This window comes from Bacillus sp. FJAT-29937 (assembly GCF_001509555.1).
Lineage (GTDB): Bacteria > Bacillota > Bacilli > Bacillales > Cytobacillaceae > Cytobacillus.
In genome coordinates, this window is the sequence record NZ_LMAS01000007.1 from 187,809 (window position 1) to 210,920 (window position 23,112).

The 23,112-nt window shown below is 34.8% G+C and carries 21 protein-coding genes; 20 read left to right on the forward strand and 1 reads right to left on the reverse strand.

The window, feature by feature from the left end; genetic code table 11:
- The first annotated feature begins 224 nt into the window (after positions 1-224).
- The 11 genes from AR328_RS16435 to AR328_RS16490 all read left to right on the forward strand — a co-directional run bounded on the left by AR328_RS16435 (position 225) and on the right by AR328_RS16490 (position 14,646).
- Positions 225-1,460: a ParM/StbA family protein gene (locus AR328_RS16435; protein WP_066298082.1), complete on the forward strand. Its 1,236-nt coding sequence runs from the start codon at positions 225-227 to the stop codon at positions 1,458-1,460.
- Between the two features lie 67 nt (positions 1,461-1,527).
- On the forward strand, positions 1,528-2,145 hold the full coding sequence (locus tag AR328_RS16440) for a hypothetical protein (RefSeq protein WP_066298083.1): 618 nt from the start codon (positions 1,528-1,530) through the stop codon (positions 2,143-2,145).
- Between the two features lie 862 nt (positions 2,146-3,007).
- Entirely contained in the window at positions 3,008-3,508 is a 501-nt protein-coding gene (locus AR328_RS16450; RefSeq protein WP_066298085.1) for an excalibur calcium-binding domain-containing protein, read from the forward strand.
- 742 nt (positions 3,509-4,250) lie between these two features.
- Positions 4,251-5,120, forward strand: coding sequence for a hypothetical protein (locus AR328_RS16455; protein ID WP_197414478.1), 870 nt, complete (start codon positions 4,251-4,253; stop codon positions 5,118-5,120).
- A gap of 1,168 nt (positions 5,121-6,288) precedes the next feature.
- Positions 6,289-7,737 (forward strand): replication-relaxation family protein, encoded by a 1,449-nt coding sequence (locus tag AR328_RS16460; RefSeq protein WP_066298087.1) that lies wholly within the window; start codon positions 6,289-6,291, stop codon positions 7,735-7,737.
- A 324-nt stretch (positions 7,738-8,061) separates the two neighbouring features.
- Entirely contained in the window at positions 8,062-10,935 is a 2,874-nt protein-coding gene (locus tag AR328_RS16465; RefSeq protein WP_066298089.1) for a type IV secretory system conjugative DNA transfer family protein, read from the forward strand.
- Positions 10,936-11,112: 177 nt separating this feature from the next.
- Complete coding sequence (locus AR328_RS16470) at positions 11,113-12,057, forward strand: hypothetical protein (RefSeq protein WP_066298094.1); 945 nt, start codon at positions 11,113-11,115, stop codon at positions 12,055-12,057.
- On the forward strand, positions 12,047-13,189 hold the full coding sequence (locus tag AR328_RS16475) for a replication-relaxation family protein (RefSeq protein ID WP_066298096.1): 1,143 nt from the start codon (positions 12,047-12,049) through the stop codon (positions 13,187-13,189). The genes AR328_RS16470 and AR328_RS16475 overlap by 11 nt, the downstream gene beginning before the upstream one ends.
- 4 nt (positions 13,190-13,193) lie before the next feature.
- A complete protein-coding gene (locus AR328_RS16480) occupies positions 13,194-13,655 on the forward strand; it encodes a hypothetical protein (RefSeq protein ID WP_231734933.1) in 462 nt (153 codons plus the stop codon).
- Positions 13,655-13,891 (forward strand): DUF1292 domain-containing protein, encoded by a 237-nt coding sequence (locus tag AR328_RS16485; RefSeq protein ID WP_066298102.1) that lies wholly within the window; start codon positions 13,655-13,657, stop codon positions 13,889-13,891. The genes AR328_RS16480 and AR328_RS16485 overlap by 1 nt, the downstream gene beginning before the upstream one ends.
- A gap of 59 nt (positions 13,892-13,950) precedes the next feature.
- Positions 13,951-14,646: a hypothetical protein gene (locus tag AR328_RS16490; RefSeq protein ID WP_066298105.1), complete on the forward strand. Its 696-nt coding sequence runs from the start codon at positions 13,951-13,953 to the stop codon at positions 14,644-14,646.
- Between the two features lie 135 nt (positions 14,647-14,781).
- On the opposite strand, the gene AR328_RS16495 is transcribed toward AR328_RS16490, so the two are convergent.
- Positions 14,782-15,576, reverse strand: a complete 795-nt coding sequence (locus AR328_RS16495; protein ID WP_066298109.1) for a hypothetical protein — start codon at positions 15,574-15,576, stop codon at positions 14,782-14,784.
- Between the two features lie 169 nt (positions 15,577-15,745).
- Between AR328_RS16495 and AR328_RS16500 the strand changes: the two genes are divergently transcribed.
- The 9 genes from AR328_RS16500 (at position 15,746) to AR328_RS22645 (ending at position 22,985) form a co-directional block, all read left to right on the forward strand.
- Positions 15,746-16,312, forward strand: a complete 567-nt coding sequence (locus AR328_RS16500; RefSeq protein WP_082677279.1) for a lecithin retinol acyltransferase family protein — start codon at positions 15,746-15,748, stop codon at positions 16,310-16,312.
- A 281-nt stretch (positions 16,313-16,593) separates the two neighbouring features.
- Positions 16,594-17,067 carry a hypothetical protein gene (locus tag AR328_RS16505; RefSeq protein ID WP_066298113.1) on the forward strand — a complete coding sequence of 158 codons (474 nt, stop codon included), beginning with the start codon at positions 16,594-16,596 and terminating at the stop codon, positions 17,065-17,067.
- Between the two features lie 15 nt (positions 17,068-17,082).
- Positions 17,083-17,520 (forward strand): hypothetical protein, encoded by a 438-nt coding sequence (locus tag AR328_RS16510; protein WP_231734936.1) that lies wholly within the window; start codon positions 17,083-17,085, stop codon positions 17,518-17,520.
- Complete coding sequence (locus AR328_RS16515; protein ID WP_066298119.1) at positions 17,517-18,095, forward strand: NYN domain-containing protein; 579 nt, start codon at positions 17,517-17,519, stop codon at positions 18,093-18,095. Before AR328_RS16510 ends, AR328_RS16515 begins: the two co-directional genes overlap by 4 nt.
- Positions 18,092-18,946, forward strand: a complete 855-nt coding sequence (locus AR328_RS16520; protein WP_066298121.1) for a hypothetical protein — start codon at positions 18,092-18,094, stop codon at positions 18,944-18,946. The genes AR328_RS16515 and AR328_RS16520 overlap by 4 nt, the downstream gene beginning before the upstream one ends.
- Before the next feature lie 75 nt (positions 18,947-19,021).
- Entirely contained in the window at positions 19,022-20,473 is a 1,452-nt protein-coding gene (locus AR328_RS16525; protein WP_066298123.1) for an AAA family ATPase, read from the forward strand.
- Between the two features lies 1 nt (position 20,474).
- A complete protein-coding gene (locus tag AR328_RS16530; RefSeq protein ID WP_066298130.1) occupies positions 20,475-22,343 on the forward strand; it encodes a hypothetical protein in 1,869 nt (622 codons plus the stop codon).
- 63 nt (positions 22,344-22,406) lie between these two features.
- Positions 22,407-22,799 carry a hypothetical protein gene (locus AR328_RS16535; RefSeq protein WP_066298132.1) on the forward strand — a complete coding sequence of 131 codons (393 nt, stop codon included), beginning with the start codon at positions 22,407-22,409 and terminating at the stop codon, positions 22,797-22,799.
- Between the two features lie 24 nt (positions 22,800-22,823).
- Positions 22,824-22,985 carry a hypothetical protein gene (locus tag AR328_RS22645; RefSeq protein WP_156422723.1) on the forward strand — a complete coding sequence of 54 codons (162 nt, stop codon included), beginning with the start codon at positions 22,824-22,826 and terminating at the stop codon, positions 22,983-22,985.
- Positions 22,986-23,112 lie beyond the last annotated feature (127 nt).

Sequence of the window (23,112 nt, forward strand, 5' to 3'; positions counted from 1 at the left end):
ATAATAATGAAATCTGCTTTTCACACCTCCTGAAAATGAAATTCAGACCACTCGCAAGTGTTTCAGAGGGTGTGAAATTCAATTTCATACATATATTATATATATACCATCTGTATATTTATCAATACAATATATATATAGTGTATTGATACTATGTTGATACTAGACACCTATATATAAATATGTTAGATTAATAGTAAATTAATCCAATAGGAGGTAATACTATGAAAGTTGCAAAATTAAACTACGAAATGGCCAATGACAATGGAAACTCCAAACAAAAGGCAATTATCAACGATGAATATTTCTTACAGCCCAATGTACACACTAAAATACTTCAGCCAAATATACCTGGTGTAAAACCATTAGATTTAGCAGTTGAACAAATATTAGATAATTTAGTTATAAACGTAATGTCTAATAGCCTTAAGCAAGCAAATCATGGAAACTATTTAATTGGTACTGCCTCTTTAGCTGATAATAAAAAGCAGCCAAAAGCAATGAGAGCAGGAAAAGATTTAAAATCTGATAGTGACCTGCCATTAATAAATACATTAGGACTAATTGCTGGTAAAGCTGTAAAAGATGTATATCAATCCAAAGGCGAGTTACCAAACCGTATTGAAGTAAAGGTTGATATGGTTACTGCTTTGCCAGTTTCAGAGATTGCTCATGATTTTAAAAACAGAGAGAAATTTAGAAATAAATTTACTGAACATGAACATCAAGTTGTTGTATACATAACTCAAACTGTTGCAGTAAAGGTGGACATAAAGTTCGATTTTGTTTTCGTTATAGAAGAAGGGGTTACAGCATTATTTTCAATTATGGGGAACAAGGGGCGAACTACTAAACTAATTGAAGCCTTAAAAGAGCAGAACGATTCAAGCCTTGTCGCAGATATAGACTTAAAAAAGCTTATGGATATGACTATTCTGCATGTAGAGCCTGGAGACGGTACAACAGAATTGTGTATAACAAAAGGGTACAATTATCTTGAACAATACGCACTGGGACTATCAGTTGGTGCTGCTTATGCTATGGACGAGGCACGGGAAGTGTTTCAGAAAGAAGAAAACATGAATATTGCAAGACAAAAGTTCTCTGAATTTGTAGAGCAGCCAGAAAAGCATCCTGAATACCATCAGATTGCTAAAGGTTATGTAGATCAGACAGTAGGTACTTTAGTTGAACAGCTCATGGATGCTATTAAAGGGCAGTTTGAAAGAACCTACAATGAAATTGACCTAGTGCTTGCTTACGGTGGAGGCTCGATATTAATTAAAGAAGTAATGCTGCCGGAAATTAAAGAACATCTGTCCCACATCAAAAGACCGGTTCTTGTCTTATGGGTACCAAAAGATTACGCTGTTACTATGAACGTAGATGGAATGAATCAAATCTTTAAAAACGGTATGTTCAAAAAATTAAAAGAACAAGCTTCAGCAACTCAAAAATAAAATGAAAGGTGAGGGAAACTTCACCTTTTATTAATGAAAATATAAGTTGAAAAGGAGGGGAGAGTCATTGAGTAAAAAGAGAGCAACAGAACCCAAAAAAGCAGGGGATAAACAAATGCTTTATCTGAATGATAATCAGGCAGTATTAGACTTTATTAACAAACAAAGTAATGTTTCGGATGGAGTAAGACTTGCTATTCTCTTTTTCTTAGAACACGTAGGGAATGTCGACTCCCAAATGTATTTTCCTCCGTATTTTCATAATGGTGGAAATGTTACTTCTTTTGTACGTAGTTTAATAGATAATGGTTCGATTAAACCGCCTGAAACATCGTTACTAAGCAGCAGTCCCATAATGACTAAGACAACTAGTTCTATATCCAATGAAGAACATCTGATAAACGAAATAAAACAGATTAAAAGTACACTTAGTCAACTTCAGGTAGAAAATACACCACAAATTCATGAAACTATTGAAAAACCTACAATAAATACAATCGAAAATAAGGCCAGAAAAGACCAAGAAATTGTTGAAATACCAAAAGAAGAGTATAGAGAGCCATCTATTGCTAAAGAAAGTAAAGTGGATTTGAATGAAAGTATTAAACAACCTATGGTTACAATAAATGATGATTCAGAAGATGAACCTCCGGTACCTGATTTTTTATTAGATCGGTTAAAATAAAAGGCAGCTAAGCTGCTTTTTTATTTTGTTGTAGTTTTATAAAAATGTTTGATCATTAAAACAAAGTTCGTTTTTTTAAAATAAAGACTGATAATTTCGTAATAAAGTTTGATTAAAAATCCTGATTAAACAGGATTTTTTTGTTCCGCAAACGGGTCATTTAATGGAGGAAGAATATATAGCTTGGAAATATATGGGGTGGTAAAATGTGGAGTGGGGGGGATGGTAAAGTGATTCATATACTTCAATGGATTGTTTTTTTTGCTATCATAATCATAATTTACAAGCTTTATGAGTATTTTCAAGATAAAAAATACCAAAAACAACGTTTGGAAGAAGACGTCCGAAGACAAAGCCTAGAAATCGCAAGATTAAAGGGCACAATTAATGGACAATGCCCTAGTTGTGGAAAAGAGAAAACAGAGGTATTCATTTGTTCATGTGGGTTCGCCTACGTTGATGGAAATTATTGTTTTTCTTGCGGTAAATATTACCCCTATTCACAACTTAAAAAGGGTTTGACTATGCAGTATCTCCAGGATCCCACGATTTATGAATGTAAAGGATGCGAAGGAAAAGTTTTTAAACCCGTGGATAGGTCAATTTAACTTGAAGTAAGAAGCCTCTTTATTTTTATGGAGTTTTTTTTCTGGAAATATCAGTTTTTCTAATTTTCGTTATTCCATTAAAGGGCGCTATTCTGAAATATGAATAGCGTCTTTCTTCATGAAAAGGGCCATTTAATGGAACTACACATCTAAACCAAATTGAATCTTTTTGATAAATGGGAGGAAAAATTTGGACATTTATAGTAAAGTTATAGCGTGGTAATAAAATACCAGATAAATAGGAGGGGTAAAGAATGAAAAATAAAAAATTATTGGTTAGTATTTTTACAGTGTTTTTGTTGATCTTTTCTTCAAGTATGGCTTCAGCAAAAGTTATGTGGGGTAAAACCGAACTAAAACAAGGACAAATTGGTAAAGTAACGATCCTAACTAACGTCAACGCAACTAAGATAAATGAAAATACATTAACACAGGATAAGAGACTTAAAAAGGGAGAGGAATACCGAATATATAGTTATAGAGTAGTAACAGGTATAGGATATTATGGTTTAGGAGGAGGACTTTTTGTTCAAAAATCAGATTTCGTTAAATATGAAACTCCATCAAAAGCGAAGTTAGCATTGCTTGAACAGGAAGGTTCAATAAATGATGATGGTCTTGATCCAAATGCACCAACATCATTCAAAAATTGTACTGAATTAAGAAAATACTATCCTAATGGTGTCGCTTCTGACCATCCAGCATATGCACCAAAACATGATCGAGACAATGATGGATGGGCTTGTGAAAGATAAAGATAATAAATAAAACTAAACTTATAAGAAGGAGAGTCAACAACTAGTGTTGGGTCTTTTTCTTTTGTGCCTAGAAAGCTTCTGCATAGTCTAAGACATTAAATTTGCAAGTGGAGGACAAATTTAAAATCTTTATCGAAAACATACTATGAATTCATATATCGTTTTAATGAAATTATGAAGCGTGTATACTTCTATGTAATGCAGTTGTCTGTTGGGAACATTATTAATGCTTGTAAATGGATCCGCTTCATTACAAAAAAATTCCTCTGGGAAAGCCACTATGATAGCAGCGTCAATTTCAAAGATGGATATAAATCTTACATTGTTACCCCCCTAAACAAAACAAGGGGAATCTATCTGAAGGAATTGAGCGGTAACAACCTTGTCAGTATGATTATTCGAAAATCGGGCGCTTCTCTGAAAAAAGGAAAGCGTCTTTCTTCATGAAAAGGGCCAGATTGTGGAATAACGATCTCTATAATAATTGGGTATTAATGTTAAAATATAGATAAGGTCGTGAAAAAGTAAACTTCAACTAACAGGGAGGTTAATTGAAGTAGGAATAATTAAATTATTGTTTAACTGACGGAACATTGAAAAACTTTATTGTAATAAACCTTGCAACTTAAACTGGAATGATGATAGCCATTCATAGAATAAAAAAAGTTAATTAAATATTTTAATGATAGAAAATAGAATTTTATTACAAAAAATTTTTATGAAGGAATGATAACTTACAATGGAATATGAATTTGAAATGGATTTCTACAGTGATTGGATATCTCATCTTAGAAACTTCTTAAATCAATTTGGATATATCCCTGCTACAGAAGAAAAAGATGTTAGTTTACAATACTTTAATCTTGTTAGAAGACTTGTCCGTCCTATACCACGAAAAATACTTATTGCAAAAGAGTTTAAATGTCCTGCTAGTCTGCAATTAGGTCTTGAAATAGTCAAAGAGAAAATTGAAAAAGGTATAGATTTACGTCCTCACTTAAGCAGAAGAATATCTGATTTAAACTATGATGATGATCTCCTTAACGACTGGGATATTTACCATTTACACTTAAGCACTGCTTTGGATACGGATGGATTTATGAAAAGAACTGGACCGGTGTTGTTTGTTCGGTTCGATGAAGATAATGCTTACTTTATTAATGTTTTGGGACACGGAAATTGGACTAATCAAGAAATGATTCGTATTATTCATCGTAACTGGCCTAAATCAATAGAGCGCTTTAGAATTCAAGGTCTGGTTGGTCTTGAAAAGCCAGTAACGGATGAAGACATAAAATCATTTCGTTCAGCTCATGTTAATTCATTTATTGAACCGGAACCTGGCGTAATCTATGGACCACCTGGGATGGGCCTTACAACAGGTGGAATTGGCTTTGAAGTAGTTAGGGCCAGTGAGGTTTATGCAATGATTATGAGAGATTACGAAACTATTATAAAAGAAAATATTGATGAGATTGAGAAAAAAGCAAAAGATGAAGGTAGAGAATTAGGAAAAAGGCTTTCCTTTATTTTAAAAGTAGAAGAAACTAATGTCTTTGCGTATGAAGAAAACCATAGTATTAGAGTTGATCTTGGTGAGATACCATAGATTGATATACAGGTTATTAAAATACCGGAGGGGCGTTAGTAAAAGAAGAACTTAGGGATTTTAGGACAGAGGCCATATTTAGTGATTCAATTAAAGGGCGCTTTAACGGCATAAGGATCACAGAAATGAACAAACTTTTTTATAAAAGAATAAATTAAGATGGTGTATCTAAAATTTAGACAAGACAATAGTGGAGTTCGTAATTGTGATATGTCCCATACGTGTTTGACGAATGGTAAAGTCTAGAGCTTTGCCTTCATCATCTAACGAGACGTGTTTGTAGTCTTTCCGCAAGTTCTTTTGCTACTTCTTTTTACCTACACCTCTTGGACCAATTAGAATAACCCGCATGTGAATAATCTCCCTTTACTGATAAAATTTTACATATTCACCAACTGTAGTATATAACCCAAACATGTCCAAGGATATGTATGTTGTTTCTCTAAATAACGCCTGCACATTTAAAGTAAGTGTAACTTCCACTTAGCAGCACATGGTCACTAACAATCTATCCTTTTTCTTTCCTTAAAGTTTCCACATTTTTTTTGACGCCTCTTTTCCAAGTCAGAATCCTCTATACTTAATTATTTATAAATATAATATATAGATATTGTATAGATATAGATATTGAAAATATATTAATAAGATTAAAAAGGAACAGATCTTTATTGCAATCATTTCGTTCCTCCAGTATGCCTCCTCTATCCCGTTATTTTATTGTAAATATCCTATTTAACCCTGGGTCACATATCCACTTTTCCATAAAAAACTCTACATTGGCAGGGGAGAAGGGCGTAGTGGGTTGCAACAAAAAACTATCTGTTTGCCAAAATATGAGAACTGTATTATAACAACCTCAAAATATACTAAGAAGCTATACTAAATTAAAATACTAAATAATAGTACTAAGCTTAGTATTTTAATTTAGTACATCATTTTAGTACGCAAATTTAGTATAAAATCCATTCATTTTTTTAGCATTTGCAAGGGTTTTGGACAAGATGACTCTTTCTACATTTTTCAACTAGTCGAGACCGCAACTCTATTACTTCCTACAGAAGTATTTCCGTAAAAATTATATTGTTGTAAATCTATGTATCTTATGCCTAAAATTGTGTTATAAAATGGACGGATTAAAAAACTGTTACATATGAAAGGAGAATAGAGTATGCCAGATATTTTTGGTTATTCCCTTACTAAAGCCGAGATTAGAATAATGAATTATTTATATAGAGTAAGGGGTGCTAAAGTCGAACAAATTGTAAGAGGAGTAAATTTATTTCCAACACTAACATCTAGTCAAAACACTCACAAATTCTTGCGAGCTCTTAGAATAAAGAAACTCGTAACGAATACCGACTTACCTTCTAGTCACGAAAAATTATATTATTTAAGCGGCGATGGCTATTACCTAGCAAAACTTCTTAAACTTAATACAACTAAGATTAAAATTAAAGGTACTGGTTTTCATAATGATGTTGGTCATTTTGCTTACAATCAGTATGTACCTCCAAAAGTTTACACATCACATTTTTTAATGCATGTTGATTTTGATCTAATCATTCGTGATTTGGATAAGCGTAATAGATGGAATTTCAAGCTGAAGAAGGGAAAAGCGTCTATTAAAAGGATGACGAACATATGTGCCCTTATTAATAAAAAAAGAAAATTGAAAGCTAATACATTTAGAATAGCGAACATACGTGCGTTTGTGAGTAAAACAAAGCTTAGAGAGTTATCAAGGAAATTATTGAAAACTGAAAATGTCATCAAGTATAGGGACAATATGCACTCCGAGAGAAAATTAGAAGTTAATGTAAAAGGCAATAAACATGCTTTTTATTTACGCCCCGATGGGGAAGTGTTCATAAACAACCGACAATATTTTATTGAGTATGACCTTTCAACTGAAAGAAGGAAGGCTCTGATTGAGAAATTCAAAGGATATAAAAGATATTTTGATTCACTTAAAAAGGAAAATAAGCCACTTCCACAAACAATCCTTTTTATTACAAATGAATTCACCCTAAGATATGGAATGCAAATAAGATGGGGTACAATAAGTTCTGCATTTTATGAAGTATTAAAGGATTATGCAACGGAAGTAAATTTGACATATAAGTCATTGGTTGATGTAAAAGCATATATGCAGCATGAAATTTCCTATCCACCTGAGTACCATTTCCCGATAATTAAGAAAGTATATGATAGGTGCATTGCCAATAAACAAACAATCCTAGGGAATAGCACTGGAACACTTGGCCATCTTTTATATTCTTTTACTAGGGCAGAAGATTCCCAAATCCCAGATTATAAGCATCCTCTTTATTTACATGTAAAGGTAGAAGGATGTGAAACAAGGGGATGGATGATTGCACACCAAATTAAAAAACAATACGAGGATGAAAAGACCTTAAAAAAAGGCACGCTTTATAAATTTAAAGAGATTATTCCTGTTTTCTCATTTTTAAGTGCCATCCCCGAACAAGTAGGAGTTCCTATTTTGGAACCTTTCAAAGATTATTTTGAGTCTGGCTATATATTTAATTTAACTAAGCAAACTATCCAAGAGGAACAGATCACATTACCAGATAAAAGGTTAGTTGACATATATTAGATTTACCTTCTATACTTTTATTAAATTTGCTTTGTTAAATAATATCGAAACAAACATAAAAAGACGTAGTATGGTTTGCGTTCTACCTACCGTCCGGCTCTTTCGTGATAGGGACCTTATCCTCTCATGAGGAGTCCTTAAATGTGGAGGGGAACTCGGTTCTACGTCTACCTTCATTACGTCATCTAAAGAGTATCTGCATCGAAAGAGAAAATATACATATTCTTCACAAAGCAATATATAAAATTTTTTAAAACAATATCGGAAGGACCGGTTCTGTTTATTCAGGACCGGTCTTTTATTTTTAAGGAGGAGGAGAATTAGTTGCAACTGACAAGAAAAGTTAAAACATTTTGGCTGAAAAATAGTGACAAAATCGAGGAATACATCCGTTTAAAATTCCACACCTATTTTGTTACTGCCCTAACAAGCCTGAACGTCATTATTGGTTTAGGTGGATTAGGAACTTGGTTAAAACTTGGATTTGGTATACCGCTCTTTGCAATATTTGAGAAGGTATCATGGACAACCTTTCAAATTTTTTTACTCATCCCGCTTATCACCTGGTTTTATTCAACGATAACTAAACCTATTAAAAAAGGGTTTAAAATTGTTCTTGATTGGAGTTTTACGGAGCGGGGGAGGTTGCTTTCTCTGTTCATTAATGTATCGTCCCTGACAATTATGTTATGGGCTGCAGCTGCTCGATATATTGCTGAACATTATGATCCGTTTATATCCAAGATAGAGGTAGACCCAAAGCAATATAATAATCTACTTGTCACTAATTTAGATGCATTTTTAACCTTGATTTATTTTTCACCAGTCATATTAACAGGTATTCTTTTAGTTATTACCTATCGTCATTACAAGATAAATGAGGATATAACAAAAGAGCAATTTTTCAAATGGGAGTTTGGGCCAATTGCTCGATTCTCACATGACTTACTTTACGACAAGTTCGATGTCATTGTAGGTTGGGATAAAAAAACAAAGAAACCTCTTGTGCTGAAAGAAAAAGCAAGATATCTTCACGAACTTGTAGATGGTGCCACAGGTTCAGGTAAAACCTCTACAGCTCTATTTTTACGAATTGCACAAGACTTAACAAAGATTGCAAGAGGTATACCTGGCGGATTGGTTTTATTAGAGCCTAAGGGAGATGCTGTTGATGATGTATTAAAATTAGCAAAAGAACTTGGTGTTCCAGATGAAAAAATAATGGTTGTGGATCCAACGAAAGCCCAAACAACTAAATTCAATCCGTTTTTTGGTCAACTAGAAGCAGCAGCCGAATCCTTTCGTGGAACGCTTAATTCCCTAACAGGAGATCAAGATGAATTCTTTAAAGGGCAGCAAGAGGAGACAGCCGCTCTCTATACAATGCTTGCAAAGTTAGCGTATAAGGATTTCACAAATATTACTCATATCCAAAAGATGTATACAGATCCAAGGTTCCTAGCAACAGTAACAGAAAGGGTCCGGGCAAGTATAGAAACCGCTAGAGGAAATCCAGATATTGAACAAAGATTAATTGAACGTTGGGAACGTATCGTCAGTTATTTTGAAGATGAAGTGTTAGATTACAAAACATATAGAGACAAGGACCAAATCAACCCCGTCCTTTATCCAGATGGGCATCGTTATGCTGGTCAACAAGTAGTAGAAAGCAAAAAAGACAAATATGTATCAGGAGCTAAAAAATACTTAAATGATATTGCTATGAACAGTATGCTTAGTGATCTGATGATTTCAAAAGATGGAGATAAAGTATTAAATCTAGATGAATTCCTTGAAAACGGCGGGGTTCTCTTGATCAATACCGCGCTCGGTGAACTTGAGGAACTCTCTCTATTATTGGGCCAATTCTTCATTAGACAGTTTCAAAGTGCAGTATTCCGCAGACCAAAAGATGGTGAAGAAATCGGAGAAGGGGAAAATAAAAGGATTTACAAGAGAATCCCCATATTTTTCAATATTGATGAATTCCCATTATACATTAACGAAGCTTTTGAACGAATGTTAACGCTTGGGAGAAGTTATAATGTGGGATCATTAATCGCTATCCAATCTTTAGGGCAATTAGATTCCGTTGTAAAAGGGTATCGTGAAACCATTATGACAAACGCCTCAAACAAAACAGTTTTTGGACGGGGAGCGGTGGAGGACAATCAAATATTTTCTGAAACTTTCCTTGAAGAAATAATTATAGAAGAATCATTAAATGAATCTACCACACCAGTAACCGTAGAAAATCAATCCTGGGGATATAGACATAATACACAAAAGATAACTCAGCCAAAATTTTCTCCAACCGACATTGCTAAATTGCCCTTCAAACATATGATTGTTCAATTAGTTAAAGAGGATGGTTCCATCGATGAAGCAAGATTAGCCACGGGGAGTTTTGTAACAGAGGCACGCTTTCTTAAAAAGTATTTTAAACAACTAGAATTAAAGTCTGAACAAACGGATGACCTTATCGTTATTGACAATTATTTAGAACAAATGGAAGTAACCGCTCCTAATATGGGAGATGACGCGTTGTCAGATGAACCGAATATACTTAACACTAATGAACCTTCAACACTAAATCAGGAAAATCCTGATGGTACAAGTAAAAGTAGCAATCTATGGGAGATTCTTAACAATGATGGAGCTGATGATTGGAATATAGACGCCTTTAATCAATTAGAACTTGATTTACCTGGATACGAGGAAGATTCTACAAATGAAGAAACCAACGATAAGCCAGCAAAACCGAAGAAAGCCAAGAAAACAGAAGATGCGGAACCGCCTTTAGAACAATTGAGTATTGACTCTAGTGAAATTTATATTGAGAATGAACCATCTTCTTTACTAGAACAAGAACCTGCGGAACAACCTAACCCGCTCCTTCCTGATCCAATTATTGAGGACAATGAAGAAAAAGGAGAGGAACAAGGTAACGTAGACAACGTTGATATTGTTACAGAGAATGATTCATCTGCTAGTCCTTTTTCTACACATAGTATCCACGACAAAGAACAAGAAAAAGCAGTTGAACAACTTTTACAGGAGATTAAGGATCAACAAGAAGATTTAAGCGGATTTCAAAAGGAGAATGAAGAGCCACCAAAGGAAGATGAACAACCATCAATAAGAGAAAATCCTAGAGGAGTAAATTTAAATTTAGATCATGTTGAAGATGACCTGTAAGGAATTAATTTTCCAACATTATGAAAAGTAGTTGAGTTTTTCTATTTATTTGTTTATATTATTAAATAAGTGTTAAAAATTTAATATTCTCTAAAAAACGGAAGCACCGTTAAGCCATTTATTGGTTTAATGGTGCTTTTTTGTTTTTTAAGAGAAATTATCAAAGGAGATGTTAACATGAACGAAAACAGTTTTGAAATGGAAAGAGCCGCAGCATGGGCTGACATTAAAAATTCACATCGAACGCAATCTGTATTGAAAGCTCAAGTAATTGGAATTGAAATCTTTGAAGCAGGGGAAGTAAAGGAGGAATGTCTAAAATTAAATTACCGTGGAATTTATGGTTTCTTACCAAAGTCATTTATTGATAACTATGAATTCAAAGGTTTGCAGAACTTTGTTGGGAAGACATTTGATTTTGTAGTTTCTTATGTAGACTTAGACAATCAGACTTTTGCTGCTAACCGAATTAAGGCATTAGAAATTTCGGCCAAGCGTTTTTGGAATCGTGCAAAAGAGGGAGATGTATACCCAGCGTTTGTTCGTGGGGTTGACCGCTTCAATGTTTATCTTCTCGTTAATGGTGTACCAACTAAGATGTTTAGAAATGAATTTTCTTATGAATTTCATGAAGATTTACGAGAAGTAGTATTCATCGGGGAAACTATTGATGTGAAATTGCTGGAAATCGTTAAACCTCAAGCCTTAACTGAGGATACAAATAAACCAACTGAAGAGTTAACCGAAGAAATTGAAGCAGAAAATGAAGCAGAAAATAAAAAACGAATTGAAGGGTACATATCGGTTAGTAGTAGAGCGTTAGAAACCGACCCTATGATTTATTTAAATGAGTATAAAGAAAAGTCAACCTACCTAGGCTATATTACTAAAATCTCGATTGACACTGGATCATTGTTCGTCAAGCTGGAACCAAGAGGAATTCAAACTCGTACAGGTATTCCACCATCAACCAATTTAAACCGGCTAAAAGTAGGAGACATGGTTAACTTTAAAATTCAGGAAATCATTGCTCATGAACGAAGAGTAAAAGGGATTATCATTGACCCAAGGCAAAATTCTCGTAGGCAAGAAAATTCTCGGGGCTCTAGCTATGTCCGATAATCTTTTACAGATTGATGTAAATTCTTTACCTTCAAACTCTCCGTTGTCTTCCATTAGGAAGATGACGGATTTGCCTATGGCAACAAGTAATCCCTATGATCCAGTAACAAGTCCTACAGATATTTTAAAGTTTTTACCTCCTGATGGTTCAATGTTCGGTTTATTTTCTGACCCTTATGCAACTATGGTTTATTACCAACCAAAGCAGGGGAATCACATTGGAAAGTATTGGTTAGATAACCGTTTAGAGACTCATTCCTTTACAGACAATGAAATAGCATTGATTGACTTTCTATCCTTACACCGAATCGCCACCCGAAATCAAATCCATAAAGTAATTTTTGACGCTGAGGATAGAACAGATAAAGTGCGCGACTTTATACAAAAGTGTAGAAAAAGAGGAATCATTACAGCTTTTTCTTGGGTGACTCCTTGTGTGGATGGAAAGAAGAAGCCATTAATATATGGATTAACTAGAGTTGGTTGTGAAGCAGCTAGTCTTTTGTTTAGAAGAGATCTTCCAAAAGAATTTATATTTCAGCCCGTTGAATTTACACGAACCCGTGGACCGGGCATGACAGGTTTTTTTCATGATCTCGTTAGTAACGAATTGTATGCTGAGTTAAAAAGACTTGATCGGGTTATCTCATGGGAAAGAAAAACATCCATTCGCCTGTTAGATGGAACTTATCACCGGCCAGATGTAGCTGTTGAACTTATTAAGGATACAGGTGACTTTTTGACTTTTTGGATAGAAACCATCCGCTTAACAAATGATTGGAATGATTATGCAGTTAAATGCTTTACGAAAACGAAGTTAGCAATTGATAAGCTCCCGCTCAATACAAGACCAAGAAGAATCATTGTTATAGTGGATAGTGATTCTCGTATTCCCTATGTAGCGACATTAGCCGAAGAATACATGCCTGGCGTTGAAGTACGATACACCACTGACGAACGCCTTCTTATGGGTCTAGGTAAAGATACGTTCCTAATCTATGAATCTCACAGCAAAATGTTGAAGATGTCATCTATTTCTTTCTTAACGGAAGAACATACTGGTATGACAGCTACTCAATATTTTGCGACTCAAACATTAGAGATAGAGGATGAAGACGATTTTGAGGATTAATAAAGTGAAACAAAATTCAATTGTAGAACTAGGAAAAGAATTTTGGGGGCTTTTAAATTTTGAAACTGACTTAAAAAGTCTGCATGCCTTTTTGGGATTAGATGATATAAGTGTATCCTTTGCCACCTTTATGAATTGGGCGGTTTTCCCTGAGCTTATCCCTGCTGATATTCGGCAATCCATACAAAAAAGACTAAATTATCGTGTTGAAGAGTACCTGGATATTGAAGCTATTAATATGTCTGAAGAAGAAAGACAGTTGCATGAACGAACTGTTGAATTAATTCATTTTAAATACAGCAATCGAATTTCATCTCCTCAACGGTATTATTTCTTATATCAGTTACCTATTTCGTCCTTTAAAAAGGTATTAGAACAATTTGTTAAATACGGGTATTCAGATTCAGAAACAATCTTTAGATATTATCTTTATTACAAATCATTTAAAGAAATGGAGGATACATAATGGGGCAGGAAATAGAAATGGTTTTACATGATGAAAGATCAAATCTAACAGTAGATGACGTTTCTTTAAAGCAAGTGGTTGAAGTAAATGGAAAACGTTATGCCGTCCTCCAGGTTTCTGATGAAATTTCATTCGCTTATATTGTGATCGATGAAGACGGAAATACTGGATTTAAAGATATTGAAGATGAAAACGAGTTTAACTTGGTTAAAAATGTTTATTCAAACCGGAATTAAATAAGTGGTATTCGGTTTATATTTGCCGAATACCACTTATTTTTAGAAAGGGGTAAGATATGGAGTATCTAAAGTTAAAAGAATATTTACTTGAAAATATTAAAGGACAAGAATACTATTTTCACAGCATGCAAGTAGAAGTAATTATTAATGCAGAAGTACTTCTTCGTGAACAATCATCTACTACCTCAACTGAATTTGCTTCTATTTTGAGAGAGCGAATTACTTTAAATGATAGGTCTCATTTTCTATTAGGATTATTAAACCTAATTGAATCATATGAAAATAACACTCCATTTACGCAACCAGAAAATCAATATTTATTGCTACTTAGGAAAGAACAGCAGCTTAGAAAGGAATCTAGAGAATTAAGAAATGAGTTAGATTTAGTTTCCACCGTTTGCAATAACAGAGATAGGATCAATAAGTATTTAAGAGAAGGGGAATCAATCTCAACAATTACTTCCTTATCAAACCCAAGATATCAAGAACTAATAATAAAAGAAAAAGCCACTTCTAATAGTTGGTGGGAACTCAGACAAAAATTGAATCCGGGTAATTTACGATTTGTTGTGGCTGCTTTAATCTATGGAGAAGGTCTAACCATAAAAGAATTTGGAATGAAAATTGGTTATTCAGAAGAGGTTATTAGGAAATTGATTCAGGAAGGACAAACTTCGATGGAACTTCTTGATACCATTTGTTCATACTTTAAAATTGAAAAGACCGAAGAGTTTTTACTTTATGTAGATTAAACCCAAATCTCTTTTTATTAACCAAGACTAGATCTTGGTTTTTTATATTTGCAAGTGATAGAAGTAGATAGCAACCGTTTGCTTTAAGGCTGTTTTCGAAAGTAAAAAAGGGGAATACGTTAATCCCCCAATTTATTAATCTTTTATTTCATACATAACTTTAAATGCCTTTTCAGCATCCTCTTGACCAAGTATATTGACATTAATTCCGTAAATATACACACCTTCAACATGAAATCTTCCCGGTGGAGAAATTGAAAAATGATAATCTATACCATTATTATTAAATCCATAACCACTAGATAACCCAGCCCTACCTGTTCCGTTATTTATAGCATTTACGAACGGTTTTGTCTCAATTAAAAAAGTATCAATATGACCCGTGACCTCTTCTACTGTCAATTCCTTACCTATTCCCTTTGAAACGTTTATCAGTAATTTTTTCATAAAATCTCCATCAAAAGGGAAATCACTGCTGCTAGCAATAATATTTATTTGCTCTAATTTACCGTCTATTTCACTAAACTCGACATCTTTATCATTAGAAAATAAATAATTTTTTTCTTTACTGTAAGTCCAAATTTGAATACCTACCGACACCGTATTTCCATTTTCGTGTACTCCTGTTATTATTTCATATTCTTCAATCTTAGAAGGATTAGAGTATCCATAGACAGTAGAATTAACCAACTCTATATTTGGATATTCTTCCTTTAATAAATTTACTAGATTTTCTCTAGGAATTAGTTTGGTATTAAATTCTTCTTCGTTAAATTCTTTTTTGATTTCATTGTATTCTTTGTTTGATACTATATAGCCTTTTATAATATTACATCCATTTACTATACCAATAACTATAATTATTGTTATTAGTAAAAGAACATTTCCTCCAAAACTGCTACTCTTGTTTTTAGCTCTATATCTACTCATGAAATCCTCCAACTTATTAGTTTCTACATAATACTTATCGGAGAGGCTTCTATAATCATTAATAAAAGGCTGAGTTTTACAATTTTTAAATCTGATAAATAGTGAAAAATATTGTATAATTGGATAATTATAGGTATTTAGTCAATATTCTGAAAGGAGATGCTTTCTTATGTTCAATTTTGGTAAAGGGATTTTTGATGCTATTAAAACTCCTCCAAATACTTCCGATCCAACTCGTGATTTACCTAATGTTTATGTTTCATCAGAAGATATGAGGAAACAAAATAAAAAAGCAGAAAAATTTGTGGAAGGAATAAATCCAGATTGGGGTGAAAAGCTTAGTAAATATAATGAAAAGGTAGAAAATTTGGCGCAGACAGCAGAAAATTTTGAGGATGCCAATAACCCATCTTCCATTTTTAATCGCGCTTTAAGTTCAAAAGAAAATCACTTTAATCTAGGGGATCATTTGTATGTCCAACGTTTTGGATATACCCATCATGGACTGTATGTTGGTGATGATTGCGTCATACATTATCTTATGGATGAAGGAATCATCAAGTATTCATTAGAGGAATTTGCACGAGGAGCAAAAATACATATAAAAGGGAGCTACACTGAACGTTCCAATGGAGAGATTGTTGCTAGGGCTTACAGCCGGTTAGGTGAGGGTACATATAATCTTTTCCAAAATAATTGCGAGCATTTTGTTACTTGGTGTAGGTCTGGAAGGTAACTGGAACGTTTAAAAGGTCGGAGATTTTCCGACCTTTTAAAATTGGCCAATTCACCAAGATTATATAATAGTTATTTTTATTTACTTATTTTCTCCATTCATGTTAATATTAAGTATATATATTTTGTTATTTATTCTTATCTCACCTCTGCAGGAGAGATTTATTTACCTAAGAAACACTCATTGTAGTGAACGAATGTATTCCTTTGAATACACATGAATTCGTTTCTAGAATGGGTGTTTTTTTGTGCACTCATACACTTTTTAAGGAGGAATTTTTAATGAACACAGTAGTAATGCAATCTAGTTGGGTTGGATTAGTAGGAAAGGAACCAGAGATTGAGGGATTGATTGTTAGAAAGAATCATTCGTTTATCGGTCAATACTTAATTGGAGGGCGAGTAGAGATTCACCAATTATCTCAAACTCTTAAGGCAATTGAACGTGACTTTAAAGGTACTCTACTTAATGCAGTGTGTCGCTTCACAACAACTAAAGGTGAGGCACCTACTAACATTTTAAAGAGTTTAGGATTTGTCAAAAAGGAAGATAGTTACGAATTTAGGAAAAATGATTTTGTTATACGATTGAGTCAAATCGATGATGACCTGTTCTCTATCTGGAAAGTAGAACTAGATATGTCAATGGGTTTTATGATTTCCGCATCCGCTGGCCATATTCTAACTCGTGTTATTTCTTTACTGAAATATGAGTTGGATATTAAAACACAGCATGGATTACAGGCGGTGATCTAAATGAAGTTGCTGCGTATGCTAACAATTTGGGATCAAGCAGCAAAAAGTTTCGATATTACTTTACTTAAAACAGGTAAAGGAGTTTCAACTGCTAGGGAGTCACGTGGAGGTTTCGGTAACATCATTACCGTTATCACACAACATCTCTCTATTGACGATGTACAAACACGCTTTGTTGAGATTAAACGAGCGGGTAATTTACGTTGTCGCAGTTTGAAACTCTTTTTTGATGGAAAAATCCCTGAATCCGTTTTATTGGAAAAAGGATTAAAACAAAAAGGGCCTACTTTTCAGTTGCCGCATGAAGGTATTTACATGTGTGCTGTACCATTTGGGCCAAATGAATGGTGTTTCATGATTGAAAAAAGAACAGGGCACGGAGTCCCGCTCCGAGCTTTAAGTTTTATTCCATTAATGGACCACCAATTACAATTGGAGGTAGATGTATCATGACCAAGATTGCCATTCTTGTTGATGAAATGAATGCAATGAAGCAGCTCCATAACTTAGGTATTGAGGGGATTCGCCCATGGAGCCAATTTTATGAAGTGATTGAAGAATATTTTACTAATTCAGATACTCCTGCAGAGCGACATTTTTATTGTGCTAATGTTCCAGAAAAAATAGATGCACATCGACACCAGCGTCGTGAAGGTTTCTTTAATGCACTTATTCGTAACGGGATTACCGTTCATAAAGGGTTTGCTGTATTGGACCGGAATAAGAAGTTAGTCGAAAAAGGCGTTGATATGTTGCTAGGCTTAGATCTTGTTGACCTAAGTTTAGAAGGATTTGATGAAATCATTGTGTTCTCTGCTGACGGTGACATTGTTCCCGCTATACAAAGAGCACAAGCGAATGGAGCCATTGTCAAGGCAGTCTTAAACTTTAATATGCCTGCTGGCAATATAGCCGGAGCTGTTGACGAAGTTATACGCTTAAAGGATGTCCTGCAATATATTCCGTCTGAGCATTTGCCAAGACGTGATGTAAAAATTCAAAATTTTAAGGAGAGTGTCGTAGCATGAGCAAAAGACTCTATGATTTTCTTAAGAATAAAGCAAGAGCGGAAGTTCAAACTGCAGCTAAGGAATTTGAACAAGCAAAAACTCGAATTGATCCTAAATATCGTGATTTTCTAGTTTTGCTTGAACAACATGTAAATTTATCAAAAGATTACTTTGAGTTAGATCAAGATGACAAAAAACTAGGTATATGGTCAGCCAAAGAACGGGGAACTTTTGTAACGATTAATAAACCCTATATTACTGTTGATGGCCGGATTAAAATGGCAAGAGACGAACACAAGGAAGCAAACAAGCGATTGGATATTCATCAACCTCAAATTTTTGAAGCAGGTGGCAAGACCCTTATGTCTGTTTCAGTTGAATCAGAAATGTTCGGTAAAGCTACTGGTACAATTGAGATAGGATTAGAGAATAATAGAGGCGTAGATGCATATAATCCTTTTGCTAATGCTCAAACATCTGCAATTGGAAGGGCTTTAGGATTCTTAGGGTATGGTTTAATTGGCACTGGTACTGTTGCAACGGCTGATGAAATGAAACCTATTACCGAGCAAGAAGGGGTTCCAGAACAGTCAGAAACAGGTAACAATGAGCCAGGTAGCAACCAACCTAAACTCTATAGAGTACAGGTGAAGGAATTACCGAAATTCAACACTGATGGTAGTTCATACTTTAAAGTCCTAACGGAAAAGAAAGAAACGCTTAACCTATTTATGCCAAAGGTACACAAAGCCTACATGGAGAATCTAGGAGTCAATCAAATCTTAATAGTAAGCGGCTGGTTAAATAATAACGGAACCCTTAGAGTCAATGCGAAGGTAAATCCTAAAATCGAAATGCCAGCGGCTTAATAAAAAAAATGAGAGTCAGTTCATACTGGCTCTCTTTGTATTTACTAAAAACTTTTTTGAGGAGTGTTTTATATTATGTCAAAAGCGAAGTATAGTCGTGTAAATATGCCTGAAACTACATTGAATATTTTTTCAGGAAAGATTCCTGATGAAGTGGATTCCGTTGAAGAATCAGTTACTTCTTCTCATAAAATTTATCGCATTAAATTTAAGGATTTAGACCCCTATGCCTATTTAATCATTGGTACAGACGGAGATATTAAACTTCTTCATTATTGTGAAGCAAATGAGAAAAAGTCACAATGTAAGCATTTAGGTCTAGCAGGTGCAATCGCTCAAAAACTTGGGTTTAAATTGGAAAAGGTTAGCATGGGTTTAACTATTTCCGAATTAGAAGCTATGGCTGTGCCGAAGGACCAAAAAAGTTATACTTCATTAAACAGCTTATTTGAACTCTTAGAGCCTGTTGAAGATGATGAACCTTCAATCAGTCCCGCTCCAGCAGCAAGTACTTCAACCATTCCTTCTCCCCCTTCTAAAGTAACAACTAAGCGGGTGTGGAAAGATGGGTGGAATACAATTCAGGACTATTTAAAATCTCAAGGAATTAATACGAGATTAATAGCTAAAGTTCAGCAAAAGCGAGCACTAGTTCATGATACTGTCGGTTTAAGACCAATGACTATTACACCTAAGGAACCAGACTTTCCTTACCATGGAGAAATATTAGGTCGAGCCATCCGTCATATTTTAAATGGAAAAGACTTACTCCTTCTTGGTAATAAGGGAAGCGGGAAAGATACTTTAATCAGTACTTTATCCTGGATATTCGGTCTGCCTATGACCATTTATGTAGGGAATCGTGATGAAACAAAGGAGAGCTTAGTTGGAGAACCAGGGTTTAGGAATGGTGAAAGCACCTTTGATCCATCCGAGTTAGCCAAAGCAATTGAACATGGGGGTATTGCCAACATGGCAGAAATCAATATGCTTGTTGGGGATGTTACCTCTATCCTTCACTCCGTAGCAGACGAAAACCGGGTATTAGCTTCTCCGATTGGTGCCATTCAGCGTCATGATCATTCTCTTATTATTGGGAGTATGAACGTTGGAGAAGGGTATGTGGGAACAAAACGGCTTAGTGAAGCCCTTAAAGATCGATTTGCTATTCTTCGTTTACCTTATACAACGGATTTTAAAAAGCTTATTGAGGGGAAAACAGGTTTAAGCGATACATACGCTTTAACCTTTTTAGAGAAAATAAAAAAAGCTATCGACAAATTAATGGCTGAAGAATCTCAAGGGCATGCAGCTGATACCATAAGAGGTTATATAGACGCTGCCAAATACTTTAATGAAAATGGAGTCACTTATGATACAAAAATCGAAGTGATTGAGGACTATATCATAAACAAGCTAGAGGATTTGGATGAGTACATGGCTGCACGCCAAATGATTCGCCTCCATGCTTGGAAAGACTTCCCTACTTCTTCAGAAGAAGAGGAATACCTAAAGGGAGGTCTATAATATGGCGAAAGCACTTACCTTGCGTCAAGAAAAGATAAAACAAAGAGAAGGCGACCAATTAAAACGGTCCCTTCGCTCTTTGTTTGGAGGATTAGACTTTGGGTTTCTTTGGGTGGATGATCATACATCTTATACTGATGGGGAGACCATATTTATTAAATATGATATTCAAACTCCACAACACCGTGATTTTTCACCTGAAGAATGTCGGATCCTTAGGAAATCTCACGGCCTTCACGAGCGCGGTCATATTGAATATGACGTAATCGAGGATTACATTACCTGGCAGGAAGAAAGAGGATCTGGGGAGTTAGCGGATTGGAAGGATTTCTTAAAACAGAAATATCCCGCTCGCTGGTTACAATTCTTTGGGAATATGTCAATGGATGGTAGGATGGAAAACTTTGTAGCTCTTAAACTTCCATCCTATAAAGAGTACATTGATTTTTGTAATTATGAATGGCGGTTTGGCATTCGTGGGGAAGGGATCGGAGAGAATCCAGTCAACGACTTTCAAGACTGTTACTCAAGTAGAGTATTAGGCATGACAGACCTAGAAAGTTGGTTACCCGAATCATTAGCATTAGTCGAATCTATTCAAGACAAAATTGATGAATTACGGTTAGCACCATCTACTAGAGAGTGTTTAGAAATCGTATCGGATATCATGGTCGAAGTTTGGCCAACTTTGGTTGAATGGATGGATTTAAATGAAATGGATATGGATGAACCCCCATCTCCTCAACATGCTGATGATCACGAGCATACTAAGCAATGGGGAGATTCCAGAGAAACTTCTGAAAACGCTCAGAAAATTCTTATTAAAGTAAGAGCTGCAGAAGAAGAGGAATCATCTGAAGCAGAAAAAGAAGGTCACGAGGATAATGAGGAAGCAGAGACATCAACCAAACCTGACTTTACTCATATTATTTCCATAGAAGCCAAACAACTGAAGAAAGAGGAAAAAGCGATTGAGGCAGAAATTCAAGACTTTGCGGAACGGGTTGATATGGTAGAAATTGAGATACCTGATAAGGTGGACAACAATAAAGAGGACATTCATGTTAAACCTTATAGGAATCAAAGTGTTAGCCGCTATCAATCCACTTACACAGAAGTTAAACGCTATATTAAGCCCATTGCCAAAGCATTGAAAGACTTACTTAAAGAGGAAAAGGAAAGCGTTAGAAAAAATGTGCGGAGCGGCCGGATCATGTCTAATCGAGTCTGGAAGGCAGTACATTGTGATGATACCAATATCTTTAGCAAAAAACAGACTGGGACTCCAAAAGGGAGTGCATTTGTTTCTTTTCTATCTGATATTAGTGGATCCACTTATAGCACTTTACCAAATGGTGTATCTGTAATTGAAGAAATTAAGAAATCGATGCTACTCCTTTTAGAATCATGTATGGAAGCCAATGTACCTTCAACTGCTTACGCATTTACTGAATATGATGGTGATACGATTATTTATCCGATCAAGCCAAATCCTAATCGCTATGGTGACGAAGAAAAAGGGTATTTAGGAGCTATTACTCCTGAGTATGGGAATCGGGACCCGCTTGCCTTGCAATGGTCAATTAATCAATTGGCAAAGCAGGATGAAGATATTCGTTTGTTAATTATCTTATCGGATGGGCTTCCTATTTTTAGTCATGAAGAAGGTCCTGAAACCATTCGACATATGGTTGAGAAAGCCGAGAAAAATGGGATTGATGTTCTTTGTCTTTTTGTAGGGGAGCCTGAGAAACGTGTGCTTGATTTAGTTAAGCTTATGTATCCAGGGCGTGCGATCTTTGCCAATAAAGACATTGCACGGGAACTGCAGAAGCATATTAAAAGAATTATACGTCAAAGACGGAATTAGTCCAAAGCTGATCGTTCACTTAGAGCGGTCAGCTTTTTTATTTCATTTTGGAGAGTGACTATTATGTATGCTGTAGCGGATATTGTAGATGTTCCTGATACTCACATCATTCAGATGAACTATCAGCAAGGGAGCTGTAAACCAAAAGTAATTATTGATCGTGAACATAATATCCTTGGTTATTTATTTTTTGAAATAAAGAGCAAGGTAATGTTCCTTGAAATGATTGAAATCATTGAAAAAGAACACGGAATTGGAACTCAAACTATTCAATTCTTGTTTGAAAAGTTCGAATTAGAGGAAATAAGAGGTACCGTCCTTATTGAGGAAGGATTCAGACCCTATTATTTTTGGGAGAGTCTAGGAGCGGAATTTGATTTTGACGATTATGTTGAAAGCATTGAAGAAGCCTATGCAGAAGGACTAAATATCAATTTTGAATTGAAGGTTACTTAACTTTTTTAAGGAGTGTTTCTAATAATGAAAAATAACCATGTCGTGTTTTTTTCCGGGGGAGTCTCAAGCTTTGCAGTGGCTGATTTTGTGAAGCAGCAGTATCCTAACGATAACATCCTACTTTATTTTACGGATGTCCTTATAGAATCAGAGGATCTCTATTTGTATACTCTATTTAGGGAGTAAATATATCTAAGAGTATAATCTATCAAATAAATACAAATATACCAACAATTAAAGACTATTATTTTTTTACCCNTTGTATACTCTATTTAGGGAGTAAATATATCTAAGAGTATAATCTATCAAATAA